This is a genomic window from Kiloniella sp. (assembly GCF_048259265.1).
In the GTDB taxonomy this organism is placed as follows: Bacteria; Pseudomonadota; Alphaproteobacteria; order Kiloniellales; family Kiloniellaceae; genus Kiloniella.
Genome location: NZ_JBLXHT010000009.1, coordinates 168252 through 190615, shown reverse-complemented (window position 1 = coordinate 190615; position 22364 = coordinate 168252). Strand labels below are relative to the sequence as shown.

General features: G+C 45.1%; 24 protein-coding genes. 17 read left to right on the top strand and 7 right to left on the bottom strand.

Translation table 11 applies throughout. From position 1 onward, the window contains the following. Window positions 1-15: 15 nt before the first annotated feature. Together ACN0QW_RS15065 and ACN0QW_RS15060 are read right to left on the bottom strand one after the other, a co-directional pair. Entirely contained in the window at window positions 16-192 is a 177-nt protein-coding gene (locus ACN0QW_RS15065) for a YqaE/Pmp3 family membrane protein (protein WP_417432435.1), read from the bottom strand. A gap of 30 nt (window positions 193-222) precedes the next feature. After that, window positions 223-426 (bottom strand): CsbD family protein, encoded by a 204-nt coding sequence (locus ACN0QW_RS15060; protein ID WP_417432433.1) that lies wholly within the window; start codon window positions 424-426, stop codon window positions 223-225. A 209-nt stretch (window positions 427-635) separates the two neighbouring features. Here ACN0QW_RS15060 and ACN0QW_RS15055 point away from each other — a divergent pair, with 209 nt between their 5' ends. From ACN0QW_RS15055 to ACN0QW_RS15035, 5 genes are all read left to right on the top strand, one after another. Continuing rightward, entirely contained in the window at window positions 636-2006 is a 1371-nt protein-coding gene (locus ACN0QW_RS15055) for a mechanosensitive ion channel family protein (RefSeq protein WP_417432431.1), read from the top strand. Between the two features lie 224 nt (window positions 2007-2230). After that, window positions 2231-2734 carry a Dps family protein gene (locus ACN0QW_RS15050; RefSeq protein WP_299372950.1) on the top strand — a complete coding sequence of 168 codons (504 nt, stop codon included), beginning with the start codon at window positions 2231-2233 and terminating at the stop codon, window positions 2732-2734. A 9-nt stretch (window positions 2735-2743) separates the two neighbouring features. Then, window positions 2744-2977 (top strand): hypothetical protein, encoded by a 234-nt coding sequence (locus tag ACN0QW_RS15045; RefSeq protein ID WP_299372952.1) that lies wholly within the window; start codon window positions 2744-2746, stop codon window positions 2975-2977. A 122-nt stretch (window positions 2978-3099) separates the two neighbouring features. Beyond that, entirely contained in the window at window positions 3100-5148 is a 2049-nt protein-coding gene (locus ACN0QW_RS15040; protein WP_417432428.1) for an ATP-binding protein, read from the top strand. Then, window positions 5145-5525, top strand: coding sequence for a response regulator (locus ACN0QW_RS15035; RefSeq protein ID WP_299372957.1), 381 nt, complete (start codon window positions 5145-5147; stop codon window positions 5523-5525). The genes ACN0QW_RS15040 and ACN0QW_RS15035 overlap by 4 nt, the downstream gene beginning before the upstream one ends. Before the next feature lie 411 nt (window positions 5526-5936). On the opposite strand, the gene ACN0QW_RS15030 is transcribed toward ACN0QW_RS15035, so the two are convergent. Next, on the bottom strand, window positions 5937-6119 hold the full coding sequence (locus ACN0QW_RS15030) for a DUF1328 domain-containing protein (RefSeq protein ID WP_085902062.1): 183 nt from the start codon (window positions 6117-6119) through the stop codon (window positions 5937-5939). Between the two features lie 201 nt (window positions 6120-6320). Here ACN0QW_RS15030 and ACN0QW_RS15025 point away from each other — a divergent pair, with 201 nt between their 5' ends. The 3 genes from ACN0QW_RS15025 (at window position 6321) to ACN0QW_RS15015 (ending at window position 9040) form a co-directional block, all read left to right on the top strand. Continuing rightward, window positions 6321-7694, top strand: a complete 1374-nt coding sequence (locus ACN0QW_RS15025; RefSeq protein WP_417432425.1) for a dihydrolipoyl dehydrogenase — start codon at window positions 6321-6323, stop codon at window positions 7692-7694. 115 nt (window positions 7695-7809) lie between these two features. Next, window positions 7810-8304 carry a hypothetical protein gene (locus ACN0QW_RS15020; protein WP_299381094.1) on the top strand — a complete coding sequence of 165 codons (495 nt, stop codon included), beginning with the start codon at window positions 7810-7812 and terminating at the stop codon, window positions 8302-8304. A 46-nt stretch (window positions 8305-8350) separates the two neighbouring features. Continuing rightward, complete coding sequence (locus tag ACN0QW_RS15015; protein WP_299381096.1) at window positions 8351-9040, top strand: hypothetical protein; 690 nt, start codon at window positions 8351-8353, stop codon at window positions 9038-9040. 273 nt (window positions 9041-9313) lie between these two features. Here ACN0QW_RS15015 and ACN0QW_RS15010 read toward each other — a convergent pair whose 3' ends face one another. Both ACN0QW_RS15010 and ACN0QW_RS15005 read right to left on the bottom strand, forming a co-directional pair. Further along, the gene (locus ACN0QW_RS15010) at window positions 9314-10045 is read right to left on the bottom strand and encodes a response regulator transcription factor (protein WP_299381097.1); all 732 of its coding nucleotides are present in this window, start codon (window positions 10043-10045) and stop codon (window positions 9314-9316) included. Between the two features lie 430 nt (window positions 10046-10475). Continuing rightward, complete coding sequence (locus ACN0QW_RS15005; RefSeq protein WP_417432423.1) at window positions 10476-11444, bottom strand: LysR family transcriptional regulator; 969 nt, start codon at window positions 11442-11444, stop codon at window positions 10476-10478. Window positions 11445-11643: 199 nt separating this feature from the next. Between ACN0QW_RS15005 and ACN0QW_RS15000 the strand changes: the two genes are divergently transcribed. The 9 genes from ACN0QW_RS15000 (at window position 11644) to ACN0QW_RS14960 (ending at window position 20554) form a co-directional block, all read left to right on the top strand. Continuing rightward, the gene (locus tag ACN0QW_RS15000; protein ID WP_299381261.1) at window positions 11644-12510 is read left to right on the top strand and encodes an ABC transporter permease; all 867 of its coding nucleotides are present in this window, start codon (window positions 11644-11646) and stop codon (window positions 12508-12510) included. Next, window positions 12510-13292 carry an ABC transporter permease gene (locus ACN0QW_RS14995; protein WP_299381259.1) on the top strand — a complete coding sequence of 261 codons (783 nt, stop codon included), beginning with the start codon at window positions 12510-12512 and terminating at the stop codon, window positions 13290-13292. Before ACN0QW_RS15000 ends, ACN0QW_RS14995 begins: the two co-directional genes overlap by 1 nt. A 66-nt stretch (window positions 13293-13358) precedes the next feature. Beyond that, a complete protein-coding gene (locus ACN0QW_RS14990) occupies window positions 13359-14498 on the top strand; it encodes an ABC transporter substrate-binding protein (RefSeq protein ID WP_417432420.1) in 1140 nt (379 codons plus the stop codon). A 90-nt stretch (window positions 14499-14588) separates the two neighbouring features. Further along, window positions 14589-15671, top strand: coding sequence for an ABC transporter ATP-binding protein (locus ACN0QW_RS14985; protein WP_417432418.1), 1083 nt, complete (start codon window positions 14589-14591; stop codon window positions 15669-15671). Next, window positions 15671-17032 (top strand): aspartate aminotransferase family protein, encoded by a 1362-nt coding sequence (locus tag ACN0QW_RS14980; RefSeq protein ID WP_417432416.1) that lies wholly within the window; start codon window positions 15671-15673, stop codon window positions 17030-17032. Before ACN0QW_RS14985 ends, ACN0QW_RS14980 begins: the two co-directional genes overlap by 1 nt. Next, the gene (locus tag ACN0QW_RS14975) at window positions 17029-17982 is read left to right on the top strand and encodes a 3-keto-5-aminohexanoate cleavage protein (RefSeq protein WP_417432414.1); all 954 of its coding nucleotides are present in this window, start codon (window positions 17029-17031) and stop codon (window positions 17980-17982) included. The genes ACN0QW_RS14980 and ACN0QW_RS14975 overlap by 4 nt, the downstream gene beginning before the upstream one ends. A 56-nt stretch (window positions 17983-18038) precedes the next feature. Then, a complete protein-coding gene (locus tag ACN0QW_RS14970) occupies window positions 18039-19067 on the top strand; it encodes a histone deacetylase family protein (RefSeq protein WP_417432412.1) in 1029 nt (342 codons plus the stop codon). A 5-nt stretch (window positions 19068-19072) separates the two neighbouring features. Next, complete coding sequence (locus ACN0QW_RS14965) at window positions 19073-20173, top strand: NAD(P)/FAD-dependent oxidoreductase (RefSeq protein WP_417432410.1); 1101 nt, start codon at window positions 19073-19075, stop codon at window positions 20171-20173. Between the two features lie 33 nt (window positions 20174-20206). Then, on the top strand, window positions 20207-20554 hold the full coding sequence (locus ACN0QW_RS14960; RefSeq protein WP_417432408.1) for a RidA family protein: 348 nt from the start codon (window positions 20207-20209) through the stop codon (window positions 20552-20554). 152 nt (window positions 20555-20706) lie between these two features. Here the strand turns inward: ACN0QW_RS14960 and ACN0QW_RS14955 are convergent, their stop codons facing one another. Continuing rightward, complete coding sequence (locus tag ACN0QW_RS14955; RefSeq protein ID WP_417432406.1) at window positions 20707-21318, bottom strand: response regulator; 612 nt, start codon at window positions 21316-21318, stop codon at window positions 20707-20709. Window positions 21319-21450: 132 nt separating this feature from the next. After that, a complete protein-coding gene (serB, locus tag ACN0QW_RS14950) occupies window positions 21451-22353 on the bottom strand; it encodes a phosphoserine phosphatase SerB (protein ID WP_417432404.1) in 903 nt (300 codons plus the stop codon). Window positions 22354-22364 lie beyond the last annotated feature (11 nt).

The following is a 22364-nucleotide window of genomic DNA, read 5'->3' as shown; positions in this document are numbered from 1 at the left end:
TTTTGGTGTTAAAATTTATACCACTCTATGATCAGGTCGTGAGGCGATAATATAGACTGCGTGTACGATACCAGGGATGTAACCTAGCAAGGTTAATAGTATGTTCAACCAAAAGTGTTTACCTAATCCCACCTGCAAGAACACACCGAGTGGTGGCAATAGAATGGCAAATAATATACGGATAAGATCCATGGTGATTCTCCTTATCGTGTCTGGTGAATGTTAGGCGCCTGTACGTTTTTGCCACTCGTCAACTTCACGTTCGGACTCTTCTATTGATTTCCCGTAACGTTCTTGGATAAGACCTGCGAGCTTCGTTGCATCACCGTTGACTTGATCGACCTCGTCGTTTGTTAATTCGCCCCATTCTTTCTGAACAGTACCTTTAAGTTGGTTCCACTTACCTTTGATAATTTCGCGATTCATATCGTTCTCCTTAATATTGTTTAAGTACCGTCGCTTGACGTGATTGGGAATATGACTTGATTGGTGTCAGCGTTAAATAGGATGGAAGTAATGGATTCATAAAGGCAGCATTAATTGATGATCGCTTTATGCTTTGCTATGCCCCTTCGTGCCGAGCATTGATGTGGCATCAATTATCATCTCTCTAAATTTTAAGTGAGATGGATGACATGAACGAAAATGAATACATTGGTAATGAGTACGTTGACGTCGCAAAGCATGCAGCCTCATCTGTCTATGAAGAAGCTGAATTCTGGCTAACGGCGCCTGAAACCTATCATCAGATGATTTATGTCCTTGTATCTTTGATGGTTGCATATGGAATTACGGCTCTTGCGCGGAATTTATTTTTGTCCGTCAAGGAGCCTGATGGGCGAGTTAAGACCTTTTCAAGGCGTTGGTTCATGCGTCGATCTGGTCGATTACTTATCCCTCTGTTGACGATTCTTCTTCTTATCGTCGGGGAACCTTTTGCGGAAACTTTTATTGGTGAGGTGGATATTATTCATGTCGCCCAGCGTGTTGCTATTGTCTGGTTGATGTGGGTGACTCTACGAGCTTTTGTGACCAGCACACTGGTGCGTACGGTAGGTATATGGATTCTCTTGCCCGCTGCCCTGTTACAGCTGTTTGGGTGGTTCGATCCGGTCGCGACCTATCTTGATGCATATGGCTTTACATTGGGTGAAGTGAAGATCACGGCCTATACATTTATTAAAGCGGTGTTTTTTGTCAGTATTGTTATTTGGATTGGAAAGGTGGCGAGTAATAGTGGCGAAGGGTATATTCGTGGAAGCGATTCCCTGACGCGTGCGACAAAAGAGCTGCTGATCAAGCTTTTTGACATTGTGCTTTACGCTGTTCTGTTCATGGTTACGCTCAATCTTATCGGCATTGATTTGACGGCCTTGGCTGTCTTTAGTGGTGCATTAGGTGTTGGTCTGGGGTTCGGGTTACAAAAAATTGCGTCGAATTTTACCAGCGGAATTATTTTGTTAACCGAAAAGACGATTAACATTAATGATCTGATTGAGATGAACGACGGTATTTTTGGTTATGTTCGCAAGCTTGGCGCGCGTGCAAGCGTCGTAGAGACATTTGATGGCAAAGAGGTCATGGTCCCCAACGAAGACTTCATAACGTCACGGGTCGCAAATCTGACACATAGCAGTACAAATGGTCGAATAGATATACCAGTGGGTGTTTCTTATGGGACGGATATGCATCGGGCTTATGGTTTGATTTTGGATGCTGCAAATAAGTATGAGAATGCGATATCCGAAGGAGAGCATAATCCCAAGTGTTTTATGCGGGAGTACGGCGATAATTCGGTCAACTTCTTGCTTACATTCTGGCTGGAAGATGTGACGACGGGGCGTTGGCGCGCACAGAGCGATGTAATGTTCACCATTTGGGATTCTTTTAAAGAGCACGGCATAGAGATTCCATTCCCGCAACGAGATCTACACATCCGCAGTGGTCTTGACGTACTTAATAACCGGCCAAAATCAGAACTGGAAGAAGCCCAAGCTAAGTCGTAATTTATACATAATTGATGATTCTTCCTGCACGAACGTACTGCGTCTTGAAGTAAAACTCCATAGGTTCGTTTGAGAGACAGGGATGATTAACTGCATCCCGAATTCATGGGCTACCCATAAGCCAAACTCGTTTGCGAGTGTTAAGTAAATTTAATTGGCAAGGGTGATTTTGCGCGTGATTGGTCAATTCGCTAGTACGTTAAGATTAGATAAAGGAGAGTATTTTGACGGTATCTACATTAAAAATTATGGATGATAAAGCTGTCGATATTGGTGTTAGGGAAAAGCAAAGAGCCGACGTAGCTGAAAAGCTTTCTGGGTTCCTTGCTTCTACTTATACGTTATATATGAAAGCTCTTTATTATCACTGGAATGTAACGGGCGTTCAGTTTCATAGTTTGCATTCACTTTTTGAGCAGCAATATGAAGGCTTACATAAGACGGGTGATGAGTTGGCTGAACGCATTCGCGCTCTCGGACATTTCACGCCGGGTACTTTTAAAGCTTATATGGATTTGTCTTCTGTGGATGAGGATGATGCGTTACCAGATGATGCGAAGCAGATGGTTGAGAATTTGCTCCGGGATAATGAGACCTGTTCAAAGGAAGCGCGTGAGGTTCTTAGGGTTGCCGAAGATTCTGGGGATGAAGTTACTGTTGATATGATGGTGGCCCGGATGGCAGCGCATGACGAAGCGGCATGGATGCTTCGTTCGACAATACAATAAGAGGTGATTATGAAAAAAATATATATGGTATTGATCGGTGCCGCAGTCTTGGTTGCTGTTGTTGTCGGTGTCAGCTTGCAGAACGACCCCACCCTTGGGGAGCGACTTGGTGATGCTGCTGAAGAAGTTGGCGATGGCGTTGAAGACGCTTCTGAAGAGTTGGACCCCAATCGTACTCTTGGTGAAGACATCGGAGACGCTATTGAGGATGCTGGTGATGAGCTTCAGGATGCTGCAAACTAGCGTCTTCAAATGAAAATATAGTAAAGGGCGGCCTTTGTGCCGCCTTTTTTCATCTCTTTATGGAGAATTTATATCCTACAGACTAAAATGATGGACAAAATATCATAATCAAAAGTACGAAGATGAAAAACAAAAATCAAATCTTAGTCTGTATCGATGCACATCCTAAAAGCAATGTGTTACTGCGTGCTGCAGCGAATAAATCCAGAGAAACGGGCCTCCCTTGGGGAGTGTTGTATGTTGAAACGCCTGAACATTTCACGCTAGAGAGGGATGCTCGAGAGCGGATACTTCGTCTTTTGACCGTAGCAGAAGAAGTGGGGGCCAATGTTCACACTGTGGAGCATGGTGATGTTATTGGTGGGATTAGAAATTTTATAGCATCTGCCCATGACGAAGGAATGCCCATTCAGACGTTGATAATGGGACAAAGCGGTAAAGAGGGCTTTTTGAATGAATTGAAAGCTTCTCTTGCGGAACGTGTTATGCGAGAGGTCAGGGTTTTCTCTACAGGTGTTCAGATTGTACCTCTTGTGGGCAGGCAGTATACACCGAGTTGGTTTGACAGATTACAGTTAAAAGATATCAAGCTAAAAGAAATCGGGTTTGCGTTAGTTTCTGTAGCGCTCGCTTATATCGCGTCAGAAATTTTACGTATGCAGGTATCTGGAATTGGATGGACAGCCCAGGTACATAACGTGACGGCCTTTTTCTTGGTTGCATCTATTATTACATCTCTTCGGTATGGGCTTGTATCTGGTTTGGTGTCTGCTATTGCCGGGTTTTCAACGATAAATTATTTCTATGTTGCCCCATATTCTGGATTTGGAATAAGCCATACAGCTGACGCCGTCAGTTTATTCGTGTTCCTTTCTTCTGCGGTTATTATATCTGTTATGGGGGGCTACAATAAAGCATGGACCACCTCATTAGCCCGTAAGGAGAAAAGATCACAGGCATTGTACAAGGTACATCGCCTTGCGAGTGAGGCATCTGATAGGGACGGTGCTTTGGCTATACTTTATGATGAGCTATCCCGATTATTGGAAATGGATATCGCATTCTTTCTTCCCCCTGCAATGAATCCAGATGCACTAGAGCTGGTATACCCTGAACAGGCAGATTTAACGCCTGAGGATAATAAATCACTACAATTGTGTTGGGATGAGGTGCGAACAACGGGGCTTGGAACCGCCAGCCGGTTTGATTCTATTTGGCGCTTTGAGCCTCTGACAACACATAATGGCGAAATTGGTGTTATCGCGATTAAAGTACCACTACATATTCGGCTGGATTCTTCTTTTGGGCGGCTTCTTTCTGCGCTTGCTGATCAGGCCGCCAGTATTCTTGAGCGGATTGAGCTGACCAAGATGATGAGTGAAAGTCGCATGCGCGAAGAGCGTGAAAAATTACGCGCGATGCTTTTGTCCAGTGTTTCTCATGATCTTAAAACACCTTTAGCGTCAATCATTGGCAGTTTGAGTGTTCATAACCGAATGAAGAAAGCGGGGCGTCTGGATAGTGAAACATCGGACGAATTGATTGATACCGCTTTGGAAGAATCTCAACGTTTGGACAGCTTTATTTCAAATATCCTGGATATGACACGTATCGAAAGTGGTGAAATTACGTTTGATGTTGATTGGGTCAATCCAGAAAAAATATTACAGAATATAAAAAAAAGAATGCGCCAACGTCTCTTGAATCATGAATTGGTTGTCAATAATTCTGATGCTTCCTTTGAAGTCATGATGGATAGAATGATGACAGAGCAAGTGTTACAAAACGTGGTTGATAATGCCGTAAAATACTCCCCCAAAGGCACAAAGATTATGATTAGACTTTGTGCAGAGAATAATGGCTTTGCCTTCAAGGTTAAAGATCAAGGACCTGGTATTCCGGAAGGGAAATTAGAGGCTGTCTTCGATAAATATGAACGTTTAAAGCAGTCTGATTCTCAAGTAGCAGGAACCGGCCTGGGGTTAGCTATATCCAAAGCAGTTATGGAAAAACAGCAGGGAAGCATCACTGTTCGTAATCATGAATCTGGCGGTGCTGAATTTTCCCTCTGGTTCCCCAATATGAAGTCATTTGCGCACAGGGCAAAGGCAAAATCGCCAGAGAAAAAAACATTTGGGGAAGGAAAAAAAGAAAGGAATGAATTGGCATGAGTTTGGACGGCACAAAAATAGTAGCGATTGATGATACGCCCTCCATTCGAACTTTTTTGCGGGTCTCACTCGAGGATGAAGGTGCTGAATTTCACGAAGCTTCCACCGCTCTTGAAGGCTTGGAACTTTGTAAAAAGGTTTACCCTGACTTGGTGGTTTTAGACCTTGGTTTACCGGATATTGATGGATTGGAAATTCTTCCTGAGATTAAAAAAATCCAACCTGACAATAAACTTCCAGTGCTTGTGTTATCCGTTCGTAAGGCGAGGGAAACGATCAAGGAAGCGTTTGATAAGGGGGCGAGCGGATATTTGACTAAACCATTTGTGGTGGAAGATCTTCTAGAAATTATAGAGGAAAAATTACCTTGTCGTTGATAGAAAACGCCGTTGGTTAAGATTTAATAGGTAAGTATAGCTGGCAGCTTCTAGGAAGAAGCTACTGTTGGGGGCTGTTGCATAATACTATTTAAAATATCTGTCGAATTTGTTTCCAATATTGTCGTCAAAAGGTGTATTCGACGTTTTATACGATTTTGGAAATCGTAACACGACTGGTTGTTTTGCTGATATTCTTCTTTAGTGAGGCTGTGGTACTTACTGAAGGTTGCGATTTGATCTTCGAATAACCTCAAATCACTGCGACAAGCCTCAGTTATTTCCAACATTTTGTCTGCGGTTCGTGTCATGATGCTTTCCTGCCTTTGTTGTAGCAGGAAAGCATATCAAAAAAATTACCAATTAAAACAACCAGGGGTTGGATTAACTCTCTGCCAGTCTCTTTTAATTTTATATTGGGGGATTTGTCTTTTTACCTGAAACTAGGTTGGCAATGATTGTGATTGCAAATAGGACGACAAATGCGATGAATAACCACTTTGCTGCCATAGCAAATGTTCCTGCAATACCACCAAAACCGAGTACGCCAGTTAATAACGCGAGAATAAAAAAGATAAGTGCCCATCTTAACATGGTTTAGTTCCTTTCGTTTTTTTACGTACTAAAGCGTCTCATCTTCGTCCTCAATTTTCGTCCCTTAGCTGTTAGCGAAAACATAAACAGAGCATTAACTGGCCGGGGGATTAATGCTCTATTTATGGTGTTGTGGTCATTACGACATCGTAAATTTAGGGGATTTTTTGTGTGATAGGTATGCAACAGAGGAGATAAACAATGGCGCGTACATATCACGAGTTTGATTTAATTATTATTGGCGCAGGTACTGCTGGCTTATCGGCATTAAAGGAAGCAAAAAAATATACTGATAATGTGCTTTTGATACACGATGGCCCCGTTGGAACAACATGTGCGCGTGTAGGGTGTATGCCGTCAAAGAGTTTAATACATGCAGCAAAATTATATGATACGCATAAAAAAATGCCCGACGCTGGGATTGTGGGGGCGGAATTAATTAAGCCAGACCTTCCTAAGGTCTTAAAAAATGTGAGAGAGAAGCGGGATTATTTTGTGTCCCATATAGAAGAAGAAATGGAAACTTTGCAGGATTATATGGTGCAGGGTAGAGCTCGATATGAAACACCTACAACTATCCGCGCAGATGGTCGCCTTTTTCATACTAAAAATAGTGTTATTGCCACAGGGTCATATCCCTTTATTCCCAAAAAGTATGAAGAGTTTGAATCTCAGCTGATCACTTCGGATACACTTTTTGAACGACGAGATTTACCCAAGCGAATGGCGGTTGTTGGTATGGGCGCTATTGGTCTGGAAATGGCACAGGCGCTTGCCATGCTTGGGGTTGATGTTACGGCAATCAATCGAAGTAAAAAAGTGGGTGTCGTGAGTGATGCAAAAATTAACAACACTATTATCGAGGCACTTTCTGAAGATATGAAGCTTTGGTTGAACAGTGATCCGGATGTAAAACGAGTACCAGGCGGCCTATTGCTTCATACTGAAACACAAGAGGCAACTGTCGACGCTATATTTGTTGCTGCTGGGCGCAAACCAAGTCTTTGTCAGCTTGGTTTAAAACGTTTGGGGCTTAAGATTAATGGTAACGGAGTGCCCTCTTTCAATCGTCATAGTATGCAAATCCAGGATTATCCGATTTACATAGCTGGTGATGCGACTGATGAACGGGCCGTGTTGCACGAAGCTGTTAATGAAGGCGAGCGAGCTGCCTATAATGCATTGCATAGGAGGAATAAGCAGGCTCCACATCACGGTGGGATACAGATTATTTTCACCAAACCTGTGACGGCGATTGTGCGGGACACTGAATATGCTATGCGTCATGATGATATCGTTATTGGAGAGGCGAACTTCGAGGACCAAGGGCGTGCTAGAATAGAGAGTGAAAATTTTGGAAGAATCCGCCTGTTTGCTGACCGAAATAGTGGCTGTTTGCGTGGAGCAGAAATTATGGCGCCAGCTGCCGAACACCTTGCACATTTCTTAAGTCTGGGGTTGGTGCAACACTTAACTCTTAGCCAAATTCTAAAAACACCTTTTTATCATCCTTCGCTAGAGGAAGGGTTAAAGTCGGCATTAGAGGGTGCGCTCAAAAAGTTGGAAAATAGATAATTTATACTCTGTTGATGCTATGGGGTTTTGCTTCCTCTCGTATACTGATGTTGATCTTCATATTCTCTAAAACGTACAGGCAATTGCTTGTTCCATATTGAATAGGAGTAAACTTATGACACATACAGTATCAGCAACATTCAAGACAGATTCAGCTGCGAGAGAAGCGTTGCTAAAACTCGAGGTAGCAGGTTTTTCCGAAAAACAAATGAGCTTGGTTGCAACAGATAGCTCTGTCGGTCAGTCCTTTAATATAGAAAAGGGAACTAAAGCAACTGAAGGCGGTGCTGTTGGTGCGTCCGCAGGTGGCATTATTGGTGCTATCGCGGGTGGTTTAGCCGCGGCCGGTACAATCCTTATTCCAGGTGTGAATTTGGTGGTGTACGGTACGGCAGTCGCTGCAGCTGCAGGCGCGGGCGTTGGCGCCGCGACGGGTGGTTTGACCGGTGCATTGGTTGGATTTGGCGTTCCAGAGTATGAAGCCAAGCGATATGAAAATGAAGTAAAAAATGGTGCGATTTTGCTTGTTGTCGAAGCTGATAGCTCTGAACGGGCTGAAATCATTCAGGACATATTTAAACAAGGGGATGCGTACAACATCGCCGCTTAATATTTTTTCTTCTATAGAGCCAATAAAAGTTTAAAAGGAGAATTTTATGTTACGCAAATTGACGATGACAACAGCAATAACAGCAACATCCGTAGTGGTTTTTGGGGCTGTTGCACAGGCTGAAAAAAAAGATCCTTATAGTGATGCTTATCAGAACGAGAGCGCGATTAGTATTACAGGTACAGTTACGAAAGCTTATCCCGAAGCATTTGAGCTGCGTTATGGCAAACAAGGATCAATTACCATCGAGATGGATGATTGGGACTGGTATGATGAAGCTCGTGCAATCAAGGTTGGTGAAAAGGTTACCGTTTATGGTGATATTGATCAGGACCTTTATGAAGCGCGCAAAATTGAGGCAGACAGTATTTATGCACACAGTCGGAATACCTATTATTTTGCGAATGATGCGGATGAAGAAGATTATTATTCTACTTACTACTTCACACCAAGAACATCTAACCTAGATGATATCCCGGACGATGCTCTCGTTAATATCCGCGGTACGGTTCAGAAGGTTGATGGCCGTGACTTTGTCTTGGGTGTTGGCGAAAACAGTATCACAATTGATACCGATGACATGAGTTATAATCCATTGGATGATAAAGGATATCAACGTATCAAGAAAGGCGATACAGTTTATGTATCTGGTGAAATGGACAAGGATTTCTTTGACGAAAATGAAATCGAAGCGGACCATGTCGTAACGCTTTATAAGGCTAAGAAGAAATCTTGATCTAGTCGGTTATTCTAGAGAGAAATAATCTAGATGGTAAAAGCCCCCTTTCTTTTGAAAGGGGGCTTTTTGTCATTAGGCAGCTTTTATGTTGGAATGTTTTTATAGAGCCTTGGCCTAGAGTAATCACATCAATGATTAATGATGTTTGTTCTCTGAAAGCTCAGCCCGTATTGGGTTGTTACCTATATATGGAAGCTTCTTCTACTGTTTCTAACTATTCTGTCTGGCGAAGAAAGTTAATTTTTTAACCGCCTGTGAAAAAGGGTATGTCTAGGCCTTTGTGTATGAAGCTATCGCGTCCATTATTTCCATTCGATAGCCAATACCGGGCTCTGTAATGACGTAAGTGGGATCTTTGACATCGGGTTCGATCTTTTCCCGAAGCTGACTGACATAAACGCGGAGATATTGCATATCTTCGCCGTGTGCAGGGCCCCAAACATCTTTTAAAAGCTGTTTGTGGGTAATCATCTTGCCGCGATTAATCATGAAGTAGCGCAACAACTCATATTCTTTTGGTGTGAAGAATGTACTTTCGCCATCAACAAAAACCTCGTGACGTACCAGATCCATTTTGATGCGACCATTTTCTAAATCGGGCTCCCCTGCCTCTTGTGTTGCCGATTTCCGCAAGTTGGCTTCAATACGTGCAAGCAGGATATCTGGATTAAATGGTTTTGTGACATAGTCATCTGCTCCGCGCCCAAGTGCATCAACAACCTCGCTATCCGCGTCACGGACTGAGCAAACAATAATCGGGACTTGAGACCACTCTCGGATACTGTCAATGACCTCTTTACCGTCCATGTCGGGCAAGCCAAGATCAAGAATGATCAGGTCAGGCTTAATTGATGCACTCATCCTGACAGCTTGAGCTCCACTCTCACACTCTTCGGGTTTATACCCTTCACTTTTTAGGGTAATCTTGAGTAATTTCCTTATCTGGGGTTCATCATCAACAATAAGTATCGTGTTTTTTTTATTCGTAATCGTGTCTGTCATAATATCTTCTCGGTTAGAGCTCAATTCGTGTCATATCTTAAAAATCCATAGGAAATTAACATGGCACATATAAATTCCCCATACGTTTTTACTGTACTTTTCTGGCTGACTAACTGATCAAATAGTTTCCTCTCACGATTAATAGAGGGCTTCTGTATGGTCGGTATGTATGGGCATCATTAAAATTATCGGTGGTCGCAAGCTCCCGCAACCAATAAAAACAAAAAAAACTCTATCGTGAAAACGGTAGGGGATGTTTGGCATTTGTATGTATACTGTGAAACATTGCCATTCACGCGTTCGGTCAACGTATATGTTGACGGGCAGTGTCGAAAAGATCGTTGCAAAGCTATTTTTACGGTTAATGATAAGCTCAATATAATCCCGATAATCTTGAATAGAAAACTCCATATTCTAAGTTTCAAGCAGTTCAAATATATTCTCGCTCGGACATTGGGGTTTTATCAATTTGTGCTAAGAGCATATCTAGAAAGGCCTGTTCCGCGCGATTCAGGCGTGCTTTGGGGTTCCAGACGACATAGACATCCACAGCAGGAGGGGCGTCATAGGGAGGAAGGCGCCACAGATGCCCATCGTCAATATCGCGTTTGACCACGTGGATTGGTAGTGGCCCGATGCCAAGTCCGGCCATGATTAGTCTTCTGACTTCCTCTAGATTGGCAGAAGTACCAACGACCCGGTCTTCCAAATCTGCATCTGCACGCATTAACGTGACTTGCCGGAGGGCGTCACTCATATGATCGGTGACAAAGCTTACTGTCGAATGCCCTGCAAGGTCAGCTTTGGTTAGATTTTCTAACCCGAAAAGGGGGTGTGAAGGTCCGCAGAACAGGCCAAAATATTCTCTGAAAAGGCGTTTGTATTCCAGCGCAGGGTTCTTGTCTTTGACCAGGCAGATTGCCATGGAAGCCCGACGGGCCATGACCTTGTCGATTACATAGCGGCTGGCTGATATATCAATGGACAAGGTTCCAAAAGGATGTGTCTTGTGAAACTCTGTCAATGTGTTGTCAAACAGCGGGCAGATAACATGGCTGGCCATGGCGATCTGAACATGGCCTCGCACTTCGTCCACAGTCTCACGCATCAAGGTGTTGAGGCGAAGTATGGCCCCATGTATCTCAATAGCCTCCTTTTCCAGAAGTTCGCCAGCCTGTGTCAGTTTAAAGTTTCCCGGTGATCTGTCGATTAGACGTTTGTCGAGCCGATCTTCAAGTCTTTTGAGTGCGCTTGAGATGGTAGGTTGTTTCAGCCTCATTTTTTCTGCGGCATCGGTAATGCTGTTTGATTTCGCAAGAACGACAAAGGTCCGCAGTAAATTCCAGTCCATGTCACGGGCTAATTTTTCTGCGCTGTCCGTGGAGAGTTTATCGGGCATAAATTAAATCAATACTCATAATTCTAACTATCTATTTGATCAATGCTATGCGATTTGAGAGGCTTTGAGGAGAGAAAAATAGAAAAAGACAATAGCCCACAAAACAAGACCTCTAAAAATCATATTGGGCAAAAGTCATATTCATACGCTTTCCAAAGTGAAGATTCACAGGATGTGACTCAAAAAACAGGGTAGATCAATGACACTCGAAAAACGTGAGGCGCGGCGTCCGTGGTTGCTGCTTTCTCCGGCTTTAACAACCATATTTTTTCTGTTGGTTGTGCCGGTAATCTTTGTTGTCGTCTATTCATTTTGGTTACGAACAGCAAGTGGGGCGGATCAGCCGGGATTTTACCTGACCAATTGGGCTGAAGTGCTGACAGATTCCTTTTATCGGGATATCTTGTTTCATACGTTGAAGATCGCAACGATCACGACGGTGCTTTGTGCGATATTGGGATATCCTGCGGCTTACTTCATTGCGCGTTCCCGACGGAACAAGGCTATGTTATTGATGTGCCTGATGTTACCGTTCTGGATTAGCTACATAATTCGGACCATGTCCTGGATTAATATTTTGGGGGTTTCCGGGGCGTTGAATTCCCTGCTTCTCGCATCGGGAATTATTTCGGAACCTCTTCAGCTTCTTTATAATGAGACGACGGTTATCCTGGGGCTGATCCATTTCTTACTGCCTTTTATGATCCTTAACATATACGTCAGCGTCGAAGGCATTGACGAAACGCTCGAAGATGCAGCCTGTTCGTTAGGTTCCACCAGATGGCAAAGCTTTCTAGAGGTTACGTTGCCTTTATCACTCCCCGGTTTGGCTGCGGGTGGGCTGCTCTGTTTTGTCCTTGGTGCGGGCACCTATATCACGCCCTTGATCTTGGGCGGTCCCACCGATGCTATGTTTGCCAATCTGGTGTTTGAAGCGATTATCACACAGCTGGATTGGCCCTTAGGTTCAGCGCTTTCACTTGTTCTTGTCGCGGTATTGGGGGCCTTGATCCTTATCTACAACCGTTTCTTTGGGATGTCACAGCTCATGAAGGGGTTAAGCTAATGGGATGGTCGGTTATTCGTGCGTGGACGGCTGCTGTTTATCTGTTCATGTTTCTGCCCGTTGCTGTCGTCGTTTTGCTGAGCTTTAACAGCAATCAGTTCGGCAGTTTTCCAGTGACGGGTTTTTCCTTTCGTTGGTTTATTGAGCTTTGGGAGAACGAGGCAATTCTCAGGGCGTTCAAAACGTCTATGATACTTGGGGCTTTGACGGCTTTGATCTCGACCTTCTTGGGAGTTCTCGCGAGCTTGGCGCTGGTCCGTTATAAAGTGCCCGGACGGGATTTTATTTCAACACTTTTGATTGCGCCGGTTTTGGTTCCCGAGGTTGTTCTGGCCGTTGCTCTTTTGCTTTTCCTTAATTTTCTTTCTTTGCACAAAAGCTTCTTTTTACTGCTACTGGGGCATGTGATCTTTACACTGCCTTTTGTTGTTCTTGTTGTGCAGGCACGCCTTGTCAGTATTCGCAGAGATTATGAAGAAGCTGCGATGAGTCTTGGCGCTAATCCGATCCAAGCTTTCCTGACCATAACGCTTCCTTTGCTTGCACCTGCCATCTTTGCGGGGATGCTTTTTGCCTTCACGATCAGTTTTGATGACATTACCGGAACGCTTTTCTGGAAACCGGGAGGGATCGAGACTGTGCCGACGCAAATTTTCTCAATGCTGCGGAATTCTATTTCTCCGGAAATCAACGCGCTGGGGTCCGTCATGATCATTTTGACGGTGGGATTACCCCTGATCGGGCTTGGTATTGCCCGGCGCATTGCCGCGAAACAAGCCTGATCCCTAAACAAGTTTAATTCTTGAACGTCATAAAAATAATAACCCTTAAAACAGAGAGAAGAAATCATGGACAATTCAAAAAGATATGACCGTTTACTTGATCGTTATAAAAATGGCGATTTGGATCGACGCTCTTTTCTGGGGCTGATCGGGGCCGCTGGGCTGGCGTATGGTGTCAGTACACCGTTTGCTAAAAATGCGCTATCCGCTGTTAAGGAGGTCCGTTTTGATGGTTGGGGTGGTGTGGTATCTGAAGCCCTCCGTAAACATGCGTTTGATCCCTTTACCAAAGAAACAGGCGTCAAGGTTGTGGACGGCACCTTTGGGAGCGGTGATGAATATATTTCCAGAGTAAAAGCCAGCCAGACAGGTGAATATAATATTGCCCACCTATCAGGGGTCTTTGATTACGCCCGCTATCATGAACTGGGTCTGACAAGTACCCTGAATGAAAAAAATATTCCGAACCTTAAAAATGTCATTCCGAAGCTGGTTGATGTTTTTCGAGAGGTAACGGATGGCACGCTTTCTTGTGTTCCCTTTGATTATGGAACAACAGGTATTGCCTATAATCGCAAACACATTTCCGATGATGAGATGAAGGAAAAGGGCGCAAAGATTCTGCTTGATGAACGCCTGAAAGGTAAAATTGGTGGATGGAGTGATTGGCGCACCCGGATTTGGTATGCGTCTCTTCAGACCGGACAGGACCCGAATAACGCGACTGACATGGATGCGATCTGGGAGGTAATCCGGACACATCGTGATTTACTTCTAAAATACTGGGGGTCAGGGGCAGAACTGATGTCTCTGCTTGCGGAAGAAGAAATCTATGTCACTGAAGCGTGGTCCGGACGGGTCTTCGCCCTACAAGAACAGGGGCATGATATCGGGTATATGGATCCACCGAATGGGTTTGGGTGGCAGGAATGCCTTTTTGTGCTCAAAGGCTCCCCCATGGAAGAGAGCGAAAAGCTTTTGAACTTCATGTTGTCTAAAGAGGCCTCTGTCGCTGTTGCAGAGGGACAAAATTATCCCCCTGCTCTAGATCCGGCGAAAGTCGATCTTGGCAAAAAAATCCCGACCTTGCCGGCTTTTGACCCGACAGGAACCCTTTCGGGGCTGACCTTTGCCAACTCTGATTATTGGAACGGCAACCAACAGGCATGGTCCAAACAGTTTGGTCGTATCCAAAAAGGTTATTGATTGCCTGTTCTTACTTTCTTGTACTTCTCTCTGCCGTAGTTTTTACGGCAGAGAGGCTCTTTAAATACGTTCAGTTTCTGGAGATCTGCTGTGAGTTCCGTCAGCTTGAGAAATGTCGCCAAACGCTTTGCCGGTTTTACGGCTGTACACCCTCTGGTTCTGGATATCCCCGAAGGTAGCTTTGTTACCTTACTCGGCCCTTCAGGCTGCGGAAAAACCACGACATTACGAATGATTGCCGGGTTGCTTGATCCATCCGAAGGAGAAATCAGTATCGGGGATCAACTGGTCAATAACATTCCTATACACAAAAGAAATCTTGGAATTGTTTTTCAGAACTATGCCTTGTTTCCGCACAAAACGATTTATGAAAACATCGCCTTTGGGCTGAAATACCGCAAGGTTCCTGCGGCAGAAGTTGAGCGTCGAGTGAAAGATGTACTTGATCTGGTTCAGCTTCAGGATTTGGGGGATCGCTATCCTAATCAATTGTCGGGGGGGCAACAGCAGCGCATTGCTTTGGCGCGATCAATAGTAATCAACCCGGATGTCCTACTGCTTGATGAGCCTCTTTCTGCTCTGGATGCCAATCTTCGCGAAGATATGCGGATTGAGCTTAAACGTATTCAGGAAAAAATTGGAATTACCACAATTTTTGTAACGCATGATCAATCGGAAGCTCTGGCAATGTCAGATAAGCTGGTTGTGATGTCAGGTGGACGCATCGAACAGGTCGGGGCGCCCAAGGACGTATATGACAATCCCCGTAGTACTTTTGTGGCTGATTTCCTCGGTAGCTCGAATATTCTTTCGGTTAGGTGTGAAGACGCAGATGAGAAGAGAGTTCTGGTCAATGCAGGGCGATTAGGTGCTGTGAGCGTGCCCCTTGAGAAAGCAACGGATATTGGTGTGGGTACGTCAGCAAAACTTGTCATTCGTGCCGAAAAACTTTGCCTTGTGCCAGCTGATGCAGCTCCTGATCAACGTATGAGTGTTGAGGCGGTTGTTGAAACTGTTGATTACCAAGGTCAAGCCGTGCGGTATTTCGTACGTGTCGGTGATCTTCAGCTACAGGCCCTTAATATGATCGAAGACCGTCCGTTTAATGAAGGTGAGGCTGTTTCAATACGTTTCAGGCCTCAGGACTGTGTTGTTTTGAGGGAAGATAGTTGATGAAAAAAGCAAGACAAAGCCATCTCTTTTATCAATCACATGGTCGACGGCCGGTTCTGGACCAGGCCAGGGGAATTTATATGTGGGATGTTGATGGCAACCGTTTTCTCGATGGGTCATCCGGGGCAATGGTCTGTAACATTGGTCATTCCAATGATACCGTGTTGGACGCAATGCGCAGGCAAATGGATAAATCAACATTTGGCTATCGTCTGCATTTCGAAACTGAGCCTGCTGAATTATTGGCTAGCAAAGTTGCGGGTTTGTCGCCAGAGGGTTTGGATAAGGTTTTCTTTGTATCCGGTGGTTCCGAAGCGGTGGAGAGTGCGATTAAGCTTGCGCGACAATACGCGCTGTCAATTGATCAAGCCAAACGTTGGAAAGTGATCTCACGGTTCCCAAGTTATCATGGGTGTACTTTGGGAGCACTGGCGCTGACAGGCTATACATCGTTGACCCAGCCCTTTGATCCGATGATGCAGGAAATGCCAAAAATCCCAGCCCCAACAGCCTATCTTGATGGGCGAGATCCGGATGATCCTGCCACAGGACGTTATTATGCAGATATGTTGGAGACCTGTATTCAAGAGGAAGGCCCCGAGAGTGTTTTGGCTTTTATTGTTGAGCCGATCGGGGGGGCTTCTACTGGGGCTTTGGTGCCGCCAGCGGGTTATATGGAACGCATTCGTGAGATCTGCACAGAATATAATATTCTTCTGATCCATGATGAGGTTATGACCGGGGGCGGTCGAACCGGCCGCTTTTTTGCAGGAGAACACTGGGGCGTTTCCCCTGACATACTTGTTTTTTCCAAAGGGTTTTCAGCCGGATATGCGCCGCTTGGGGCGATGGTTGCGCACAATGATATTGTCGATGCTGTATTGGCCGATGGAGGCTTTTTACATGGGTTTACCTATGCAGGTAATCCGCTGGCCTGCTCGGCGGGACTGGCTGTAATTGAGCAAATTGAGGCCCAAGGCCTGTTGGCGAATACTGAAAAAATTGGGGATATTCTGAAGCATCATCTGAGTGGGTTGATGGAGCGCTATTCCTTTATTGGAGATGTTAGGGGTATGGGCTTACTTCTGGCTTTTGAGTTGGTGAGTGATCGGGAAACAATGCAACCGCTTCCTAAAGAGATATCTGCTTTTAATAAGCTGGTTGAAATTGCTTACAGCAATGGTTTGATTATTTATTCCCGTCGAACTCGTGGCGGTTTGGAAGGGGATCACTTTCTGGTGTGTCCCCCTATGATAACCTCTGAATCTCAAGTGGAGGAGATTATGACATTGCTGGTCAAATCTCTCGACACTTTTGAACGCGAAATTACCCCCTATATCAAAAAGCAGGGCGGTTTATGAGCAAGATTATCATCAGCTGTGCCATAACAGGTTCTATCCACACGCCGTCTATGTCGCCTTATCTTCCCGTCACAGGCGAAGAAATTGCTGCCCAGTCAATTGCCTCAGCAGAAGCCGGGGCGGCGATTATTCATTTACACGCCAGAGACCCAGAAACGGGGAAACCATCATCTTCCTATGAAAATTTTATGGGATTTTTGCCTGATATCAACCGGAAATCCGATGCCGTGTTGAACTTATCTACCGGGGGCAGTGCCCTGATGTCTTTGGAGGATCGTTTGGCTGCCCCTTTGCAAATCGAGCCAGAGATGTGTTCGTTGAATATGGGGAGTATGAATTTTGCGCTATACCCTGCTGCTGAACGTATAAAAGACTGGAAGTATGATTGGGAAAGATCGTTCCTGATGAATTCTGATGATCTGGTGTTTAAAAATACTCCACGGGATATTGCTTTTATTCTTGCTGAAATGGGGGAAAAGCGCGGCACTCGGTTTGAGTTTGAGTGCTATGATCTGGGGCATCTTTATATGCTTGAACATTTCGTCAGCCGGGGACTAGTGCGCGGACCGCTTTTTATCCAGTTTGTTTTTGGTGTCCTGGGGGGGATGGGGGCAGACCCTGAGAACCTGACCCATATGAAACGAATGGCTGATAAGCTCTTTGGTGATAATTATGCCTTCTCAATATTGGCGGCAGGACGGCATCAGATGCGAATGGCCGCGATGTCGGCAGCTATGGGCGGCCATGTCCGGGTAGGGTTGGAAGATAATCTGACGATTGCAAAGGGAGAGTTGGCAGTATCAAACGCGCAACAGGTGGTGAAGGTCAGAGAGATTGTTGAAAATCTTGGCCGTGAGGTTGCGACCGCAGATGACGCGCGCAGCATGCTTCAGTTGAAGGGGCAGAAGGATGTTAGGCTTCAAGCTGCAGGACCAACCTTCGGCAAATGATATGTTCCTACAAAACATATTCCCAAAAAAGAAATTCATAGTACTAGAGGTAACATATGAAATATGTCTTTGATGAACGTCAAAAAAGACATGATCCTAAACATTTTTTTGCGAATGGTACGCCGCTTCCAAACCCTGAACAGCCCGAGCGGGTGACGCTTTTACTGAAAGGTGCAAAGGCGGCGGGAGGCAAACCTGTGCAAACGGTTGATCATGGTCTGGCACCAATTGCAGCGATACATTCGGCAGAGTATATCACTTTTTTGCAAAATATTCATGAGCGGTGGCAGCGAATAGAGGGGGCGTCGGATGAAGTTATTCCAAATATTCATCCTGCGACCAGAAATTCCAACTATCCGAAGTCTGCGGTTGGACAGGCCGGATATCATCAGGCTGATACAGCTTGCCCCATTTCTTCAGGGACATGGGAAGCTGCTTACTGGTCTGCACAAACAGCCCTGACAGGGGCGGAATTGATTTTGGAAGGTGAAAAAGCGGCCTATGCCCTTTGTCGCCCTCCGGGACACCATGCTTTTGCGGACATGGCCGGGGGTTTTTGCTTTTTCAATAATTCAGCTATCGCAGCAGAACAGCTCCTGAAATCAGGGCGCAAGCCCGCTATTTTGGACGTAGATGTTCACCACGGGAATGGGACCCAAGGTATTTTCTACGAACGCAAAGATGTTCTGACCCTGTCGATACACGCAGACCCTGATCGTTTTTATCCATTCTTTTGGGGCAGTGCTCAGGAACGGGGCGAGGGAGAAGGGCAAGGTTATAATCTCAATCTGCCTTTACCGCGAGGGACGGGGGATGATGCCTATCTTGTTGCCTTGGAGAAGGCTCTCGAGCGGATAAATTCATTTGGGGCTGATGTACTGGTCGTGGCGCTGGGGCTTGATCCTTATGAAAAAGATCCCTTAAAGGGTTTTTCCATTACAACACCGGGGTTTACCAGAATAGCCAAGGCGATCAATACTCTTGGTCTTCCTATCCTGCTGGTACAGGAAGGTGGGTATCTGTGCGAAGAATTATCAGATAACCTTGCATCGTTTTTACTCGGGTTTGAAACGACAGGATTATAAACAGGATGAGACATACGGCGGATGTGCTGGTTATCGGCGGGGGAATAGCGGGTATTGGATCTGCGGCCCAAATAAGTTCGGAAGCAAGTGTTACTGTCTTGGAAACGATGAGTGCTTTTGGATATCACTCTACCGGGCGCAGTGCTGCGATCTTCATACGAAATTACGGCAATGCCACATTGAGGGCGTTAAATGCGGTCTCTGAAACAGTATTGTTAGAGCCCGGAGATATTTCAGATCATAGTCTTCTTTCTCCGCGTGGCGTTATGCTTGTCGCGACGGAATCTGAAACCGAGGCGCTGGATCATTATCTCGAAGGATCAGTCGGGATTGAAAGCCTGAGTGCGGATCAGGCTGTTGAGCTTGTCCCTATCCTGCGAAAGGAAATGATTGCGGCGGTTGCTTACGAGCCGCGGGCGCAAGACATTGATGTCGACAGGTTGCTGCAGGGCTATGCCCGGATTGTCAAACATAACGGAGGACAGATCGTCACGAATGCGCCTGCGCAGAAAATTTCCCGAAGCAATGGTGTTTGGCAGGTGGAAACGCCCGTTGGCATCTATGAAGCAAAAATTCTGATCAATGCTGCTGGTGGGTGGGCTGATGAAGTTGCTGTCATGGCGCAGGTGAATAAAGTTGGTCTGGTGCCGAAACGTCGCTCAGCGGCACTTCTGCCTGCACCAGATGGGCATGATATCATGAAATGGCCCCTTTTTGCGAGTGCGTCTGAACAATGGTACGCAAAGCCTGAAGGAGGAAAGTTGATGGTGTCGCCTGCCGATGAAGATCCTGTGGAACCACATGATGTTTTTGTTGATGATATGGTCCTTGCGGAGGGGCTTTATAGATATGAACAGGCTGTGAATGCTCCGGTCACGCGGGTTGATAAAAGCTGGGCTGGTCTGCGCAGTTTTGTAAAAGATCAGACGCCTGTGGTCGGTTTTGCTCCTGATGCCGAAGATTTTATCTGGGTGGCGGGTCAGGGGGGATATGGCATTCAAACTGCGCCTGCTCTTTCTGAATATGTCGCAGATATCTGTCTGGGGAGAGGTCCCCAACTACCCGAGGAAACAATAAAAGCACTCGATCCCGGACGATTCCGGTAAACATACTTCTTTCAAGCATAAAGGTGTTAAAAAATGACTTCTATTACACGCATTGATCCCGGCAACAGAATGAGCCAGGCCGTTATCCATAATAACACGGTTTGGCTGGCGGGGCAGGTTGGTGTTCCCGGTGAAAGTGTTGCTGCCCAGACCGCGACAATTTTGAAAAATATAGAAACCCTTCTCGAAAGAGCGGGATCGGACAAGACTAAAATATTACAGGCAACAATCTGGCTTGCGTCCATGGATGATTTTCAGGAAATGAATGAAGTATGGGATGTCTGGGTGGATAGAGAAAACCCACCGACACGCGCGTGCGGTGAATCAAAGCTTGCGACACCAGATTACACGGTTGAAATTATTGTGGTTGCAGCCGTTTAAAAGAATTCTCAATCTGAAAGTTCTGATCAGTAAGTGCGGAGAAAGTCTTGGTGATTGGATACTCCGTAACCAATCGAAACCCGGTAACTCATTTGAGTTGCCGGGTTTTGGTCTTTTTGAAGTGGAAACAGAGATAATCGAGGAAGCTATTTTTAAACGAGGGGAAGCGCAGATGCTTTGGCCCTGCTGTTTACATTTAAAGCTTTAAGAATAGCCGTTACATGAGCTTTAACCGTACTTTCTGCGCAGCCAATTTCACGTGCAATCTCTTTATTTGATGCCCCTTTACGCATACGATCGAGAACTTCTCGTTGACGGGGAGTTAAAATATCTAGTCGTGGGGTCCCACTGTTAAGGTTATTTGAACTCTGATCTAGATAAAGTGATGGGATGTAAATTTCGCCATCAAGAATCAGGCGTATTGCATTCAGCATAACGGCAGTTTTTGAGGTTTTTGATATATAGCCATCAGCGCCAAGAGCCAGAGCCTCTTTTACTAACTTTGCATCGTTATGGGCGGAAAGAATTGCGACAGGAATATCAGGGGCTTGTTTTTTGAGTATGCTGATGTTGGATATCCCATTCATCCCAGGCATCGTGATATCCAAAAGAAGGAGGTCCAGTTCGGGATGCTGGGATAAAATTTTCTGTACCCCCTGAAAGTTTTCAGCTTCAAGAATTTCAAGGTTCTCATCCAAGGCAGAAAGAACGCCTTTAACGCCCTCTCGAACCATTTGATGATCGTCTGCAATCAGTATCTTCAAGTTAACCTCGTGACCTATGCACATTACACTCAACCTTTTAGTGGTTGAGTGTATGGGAAGGATAATAGCGAGGCATATACAAAGTTAGCAAGTCTTGGGGCTAAGTTTCTTTTGTGAATTGAATGTGTTTTCTTAAATGGTATTTCTAACAAATTCTTCTTCTCTGTACCCTTGTAGAAAGAGTAATGCGGTCAAGTCAGAATGATCAATATGTAAAGGTGTATGTTGTCGCAGACTAGGTTTCGCATTAAAGGCCACCCCAAAACTTGCGGCCTTGATCATATCTTCATCATTGGCCCCGTCGCCTACAGCGATTGTGTCATCAGCCTTGATCTTAAGATCACGCATATATTGTTGTAGAATGGTTTTCTTGCTTTCCTTACCGAGAATAGGTTCGATGATTTTCCCTGTGAGACGCTCATCTGCTATATCAAGTTTATTTGCATGACAGTGATGGAAGCCAACTCTTTGCGCTATCCTTTCTGCAAAACAAGTAAACCCACCGGACGCAAGGATTGTCGTGGCTTTAAAAGTGTTCATCGTCTGAATCAGTGTCTGTGCTCCAGCGGTTAGAGATACTTTGTCCCTGTAAGCAATTTCTATGGCTTTTGTGGGGAGATCGCATAACAACCTCACTCTTGCCCGTAAAGAACTGTCAAAATCGAGTTCTCCTTGCATTGCTTTGCTGGTAATGGCCTTTATTTGGTCCGATATTCCATGAATGCTCGCCAATTCATCAATACATTCAGAGGTAATTATAGTCGCATCCATATCGGCAATAAGAAGTTTCTTTCTTCTGTTTATTGTCGAGCAGAGGTTTGCATCAATTTCTAATGGTTTCAGTTGTTCGCGCAACTCGGCTAGATGAGTGGAAAAATCGCTGGCAAAAATTAACTCGAGACCCTTGTCGCCCAGAATATTAATTTTCTCTAGTTTAACATTTCTATTATCTAAAAAAGAAGCACAATGGTCTGTGATAGCAAAGGGTAAGTCTGCCCGTGAAGACAGGACCAGGACATGATTTTGTGTTTTCATAGGGGGCTGAC

Bases quoted from the DNA above. Each gene is read 5' to 3' on its own strand.
- ACN0QW_RS15065 (WP_417432435.1), bottom strand. From the start codon at position 192: ATGGATCTTATCCGTATATTATTTGCCATTCTATTGCCACCACTCGGT.
- ACN0QW_RS15060 (WP_417432433.1), bottom strand. From the start codon at position 426: ATGAATCGCGAAATTATCAAAGGTAAGTGGAACCAACTTAAAGGTACT.
- ACN0QW_RS15055 (WP_417432431.1), top strand. From the start codon at position 636: ATGAACGAAAATGAATACATTGGTAATGAGTACGTTGACGTCGCAAAG.
- ACN0QW_RS15045 (WP_299372952.1), top strand. From the start codon at position 2,744: ATGAAAAAAATATATATGGTATTGATCGGTGCCGCAGTCTTGGTTGCT.
- ACN0QW_RS15040 (WP_417432428.1), top strand. From the start codon at position 3,100: ATGAAAAACAAAAATCAAATCTTAGTCTGTATCGATGCACATCCTAAA.
- ACN0QW_RS15035 (WP_299372957.1), top strand. From the start codon at position 5,145: ATGAGTTTGGACGGCACAAAAATAGTAGCGATTGATGATACGCCCTCC.
- ACN0QW_RS15030 (WP_085902062.1), bottom strand. From the start codon at position 6,119: ATGTTAAGATGGGCACTTATCTTTTTTATTCTCGCGTTATTAACTGGC.
- ACN0QW_RS15025 (WP_417432425.1), top strand. From the start codon at position 6,321: ATGGCGCGTACATATCACGAGTTTGATTTAATTATTATTGGCGCAGGT.
- ACN0QW_RS15020 (WP_299381094.1), top strand. From the start codon at position 7,810: ATGACACATACAGTATCAGCAACATTCAAGACAGATTCAGCTGCGAGA.
- ACN0QW_RS15015 (WP_299381096.1), top strand. From the start codon at position 8,351: ATGTTACGCAAATTGACGATGACAACAGCAATAACAGCAACATCCGTA.
- ACN0QW_RS15010 (WP_299381097.1), bottom strand. From the start codon at position 10,045: ATGACAGACACGATTACGAATAAAAAAAACACGATACTTATTGTTGAT.
- ACN0QW_RS15005 (WP_417432423.1), bottom strand. From the start codon at position 11,444: ATGCCCGATAAACTCTCCACGGACAGCGCAGAAAAATTAGCCCGTGAC.
- ACN0QW_RS15000 (WP_299381261.1), top strand. From the start codon at position 11,644: ATGACACTCGAAAAACGTGAGGCGCGGCGTCCGTGGTTGCTGCTTTCT.
- ACN0QW_RS14995 (WP_299381259.1), top strand. From the start codon at position 12,510: ATGGGATGGTCGGTTATTCGTGCGTGGACGGCTGCTGTTTATCTGTTC.
- ACN0QW_RS14990 (WP_417432420.1), top strand. From the start codon at position 13,359: ATGGACAATTCAAAAAGATATGACCGTTTACTTGATCGTTATAAAAAT.
- ACN0QW_RS14980 (WP_417432416.1), top strand. From the start codon at position 15,671: ATGAAAAAAGCAAGACAAAGCCATCTCTTTTATCAATCACATGGTCGA.
- ACN0QW_RS14975 (WP_417432414.1), top strand. From the start codon at position 17,029: ATGAGCAAGATTATCATCAGCTGTGCCATAACAGGTTCTATCCACACG.
- ACN0QW_RS14970 (WP_417432412.1), top strand. From the start codon at position 18,039: ATGAAATATGTCTTTGATGAACGTCAAAAAAGACATGATCCTAAACAT.
- ACN0QW_RS14965 (WP_417432410.1), top strand. From the start codon at position 19,073: ATGAGACATACGGCGGATGTGCTGGTTATCGGCGGGGGAATAGCGGGT.
- ACN0QW_RS14960 (WP_417432408.1), top strand. From the start codon at position 20,207: ATGACTTCTATTACACGCATTGATCCCGGCAACAGAATGAGCCAGGCC.
- serB (WP_417432404.1), bottom strand. From the start codon at position 22,353: ATGAAAACACAAAATCATGTCCTGGTCCTGTCTTCACGGGCAGACTTA.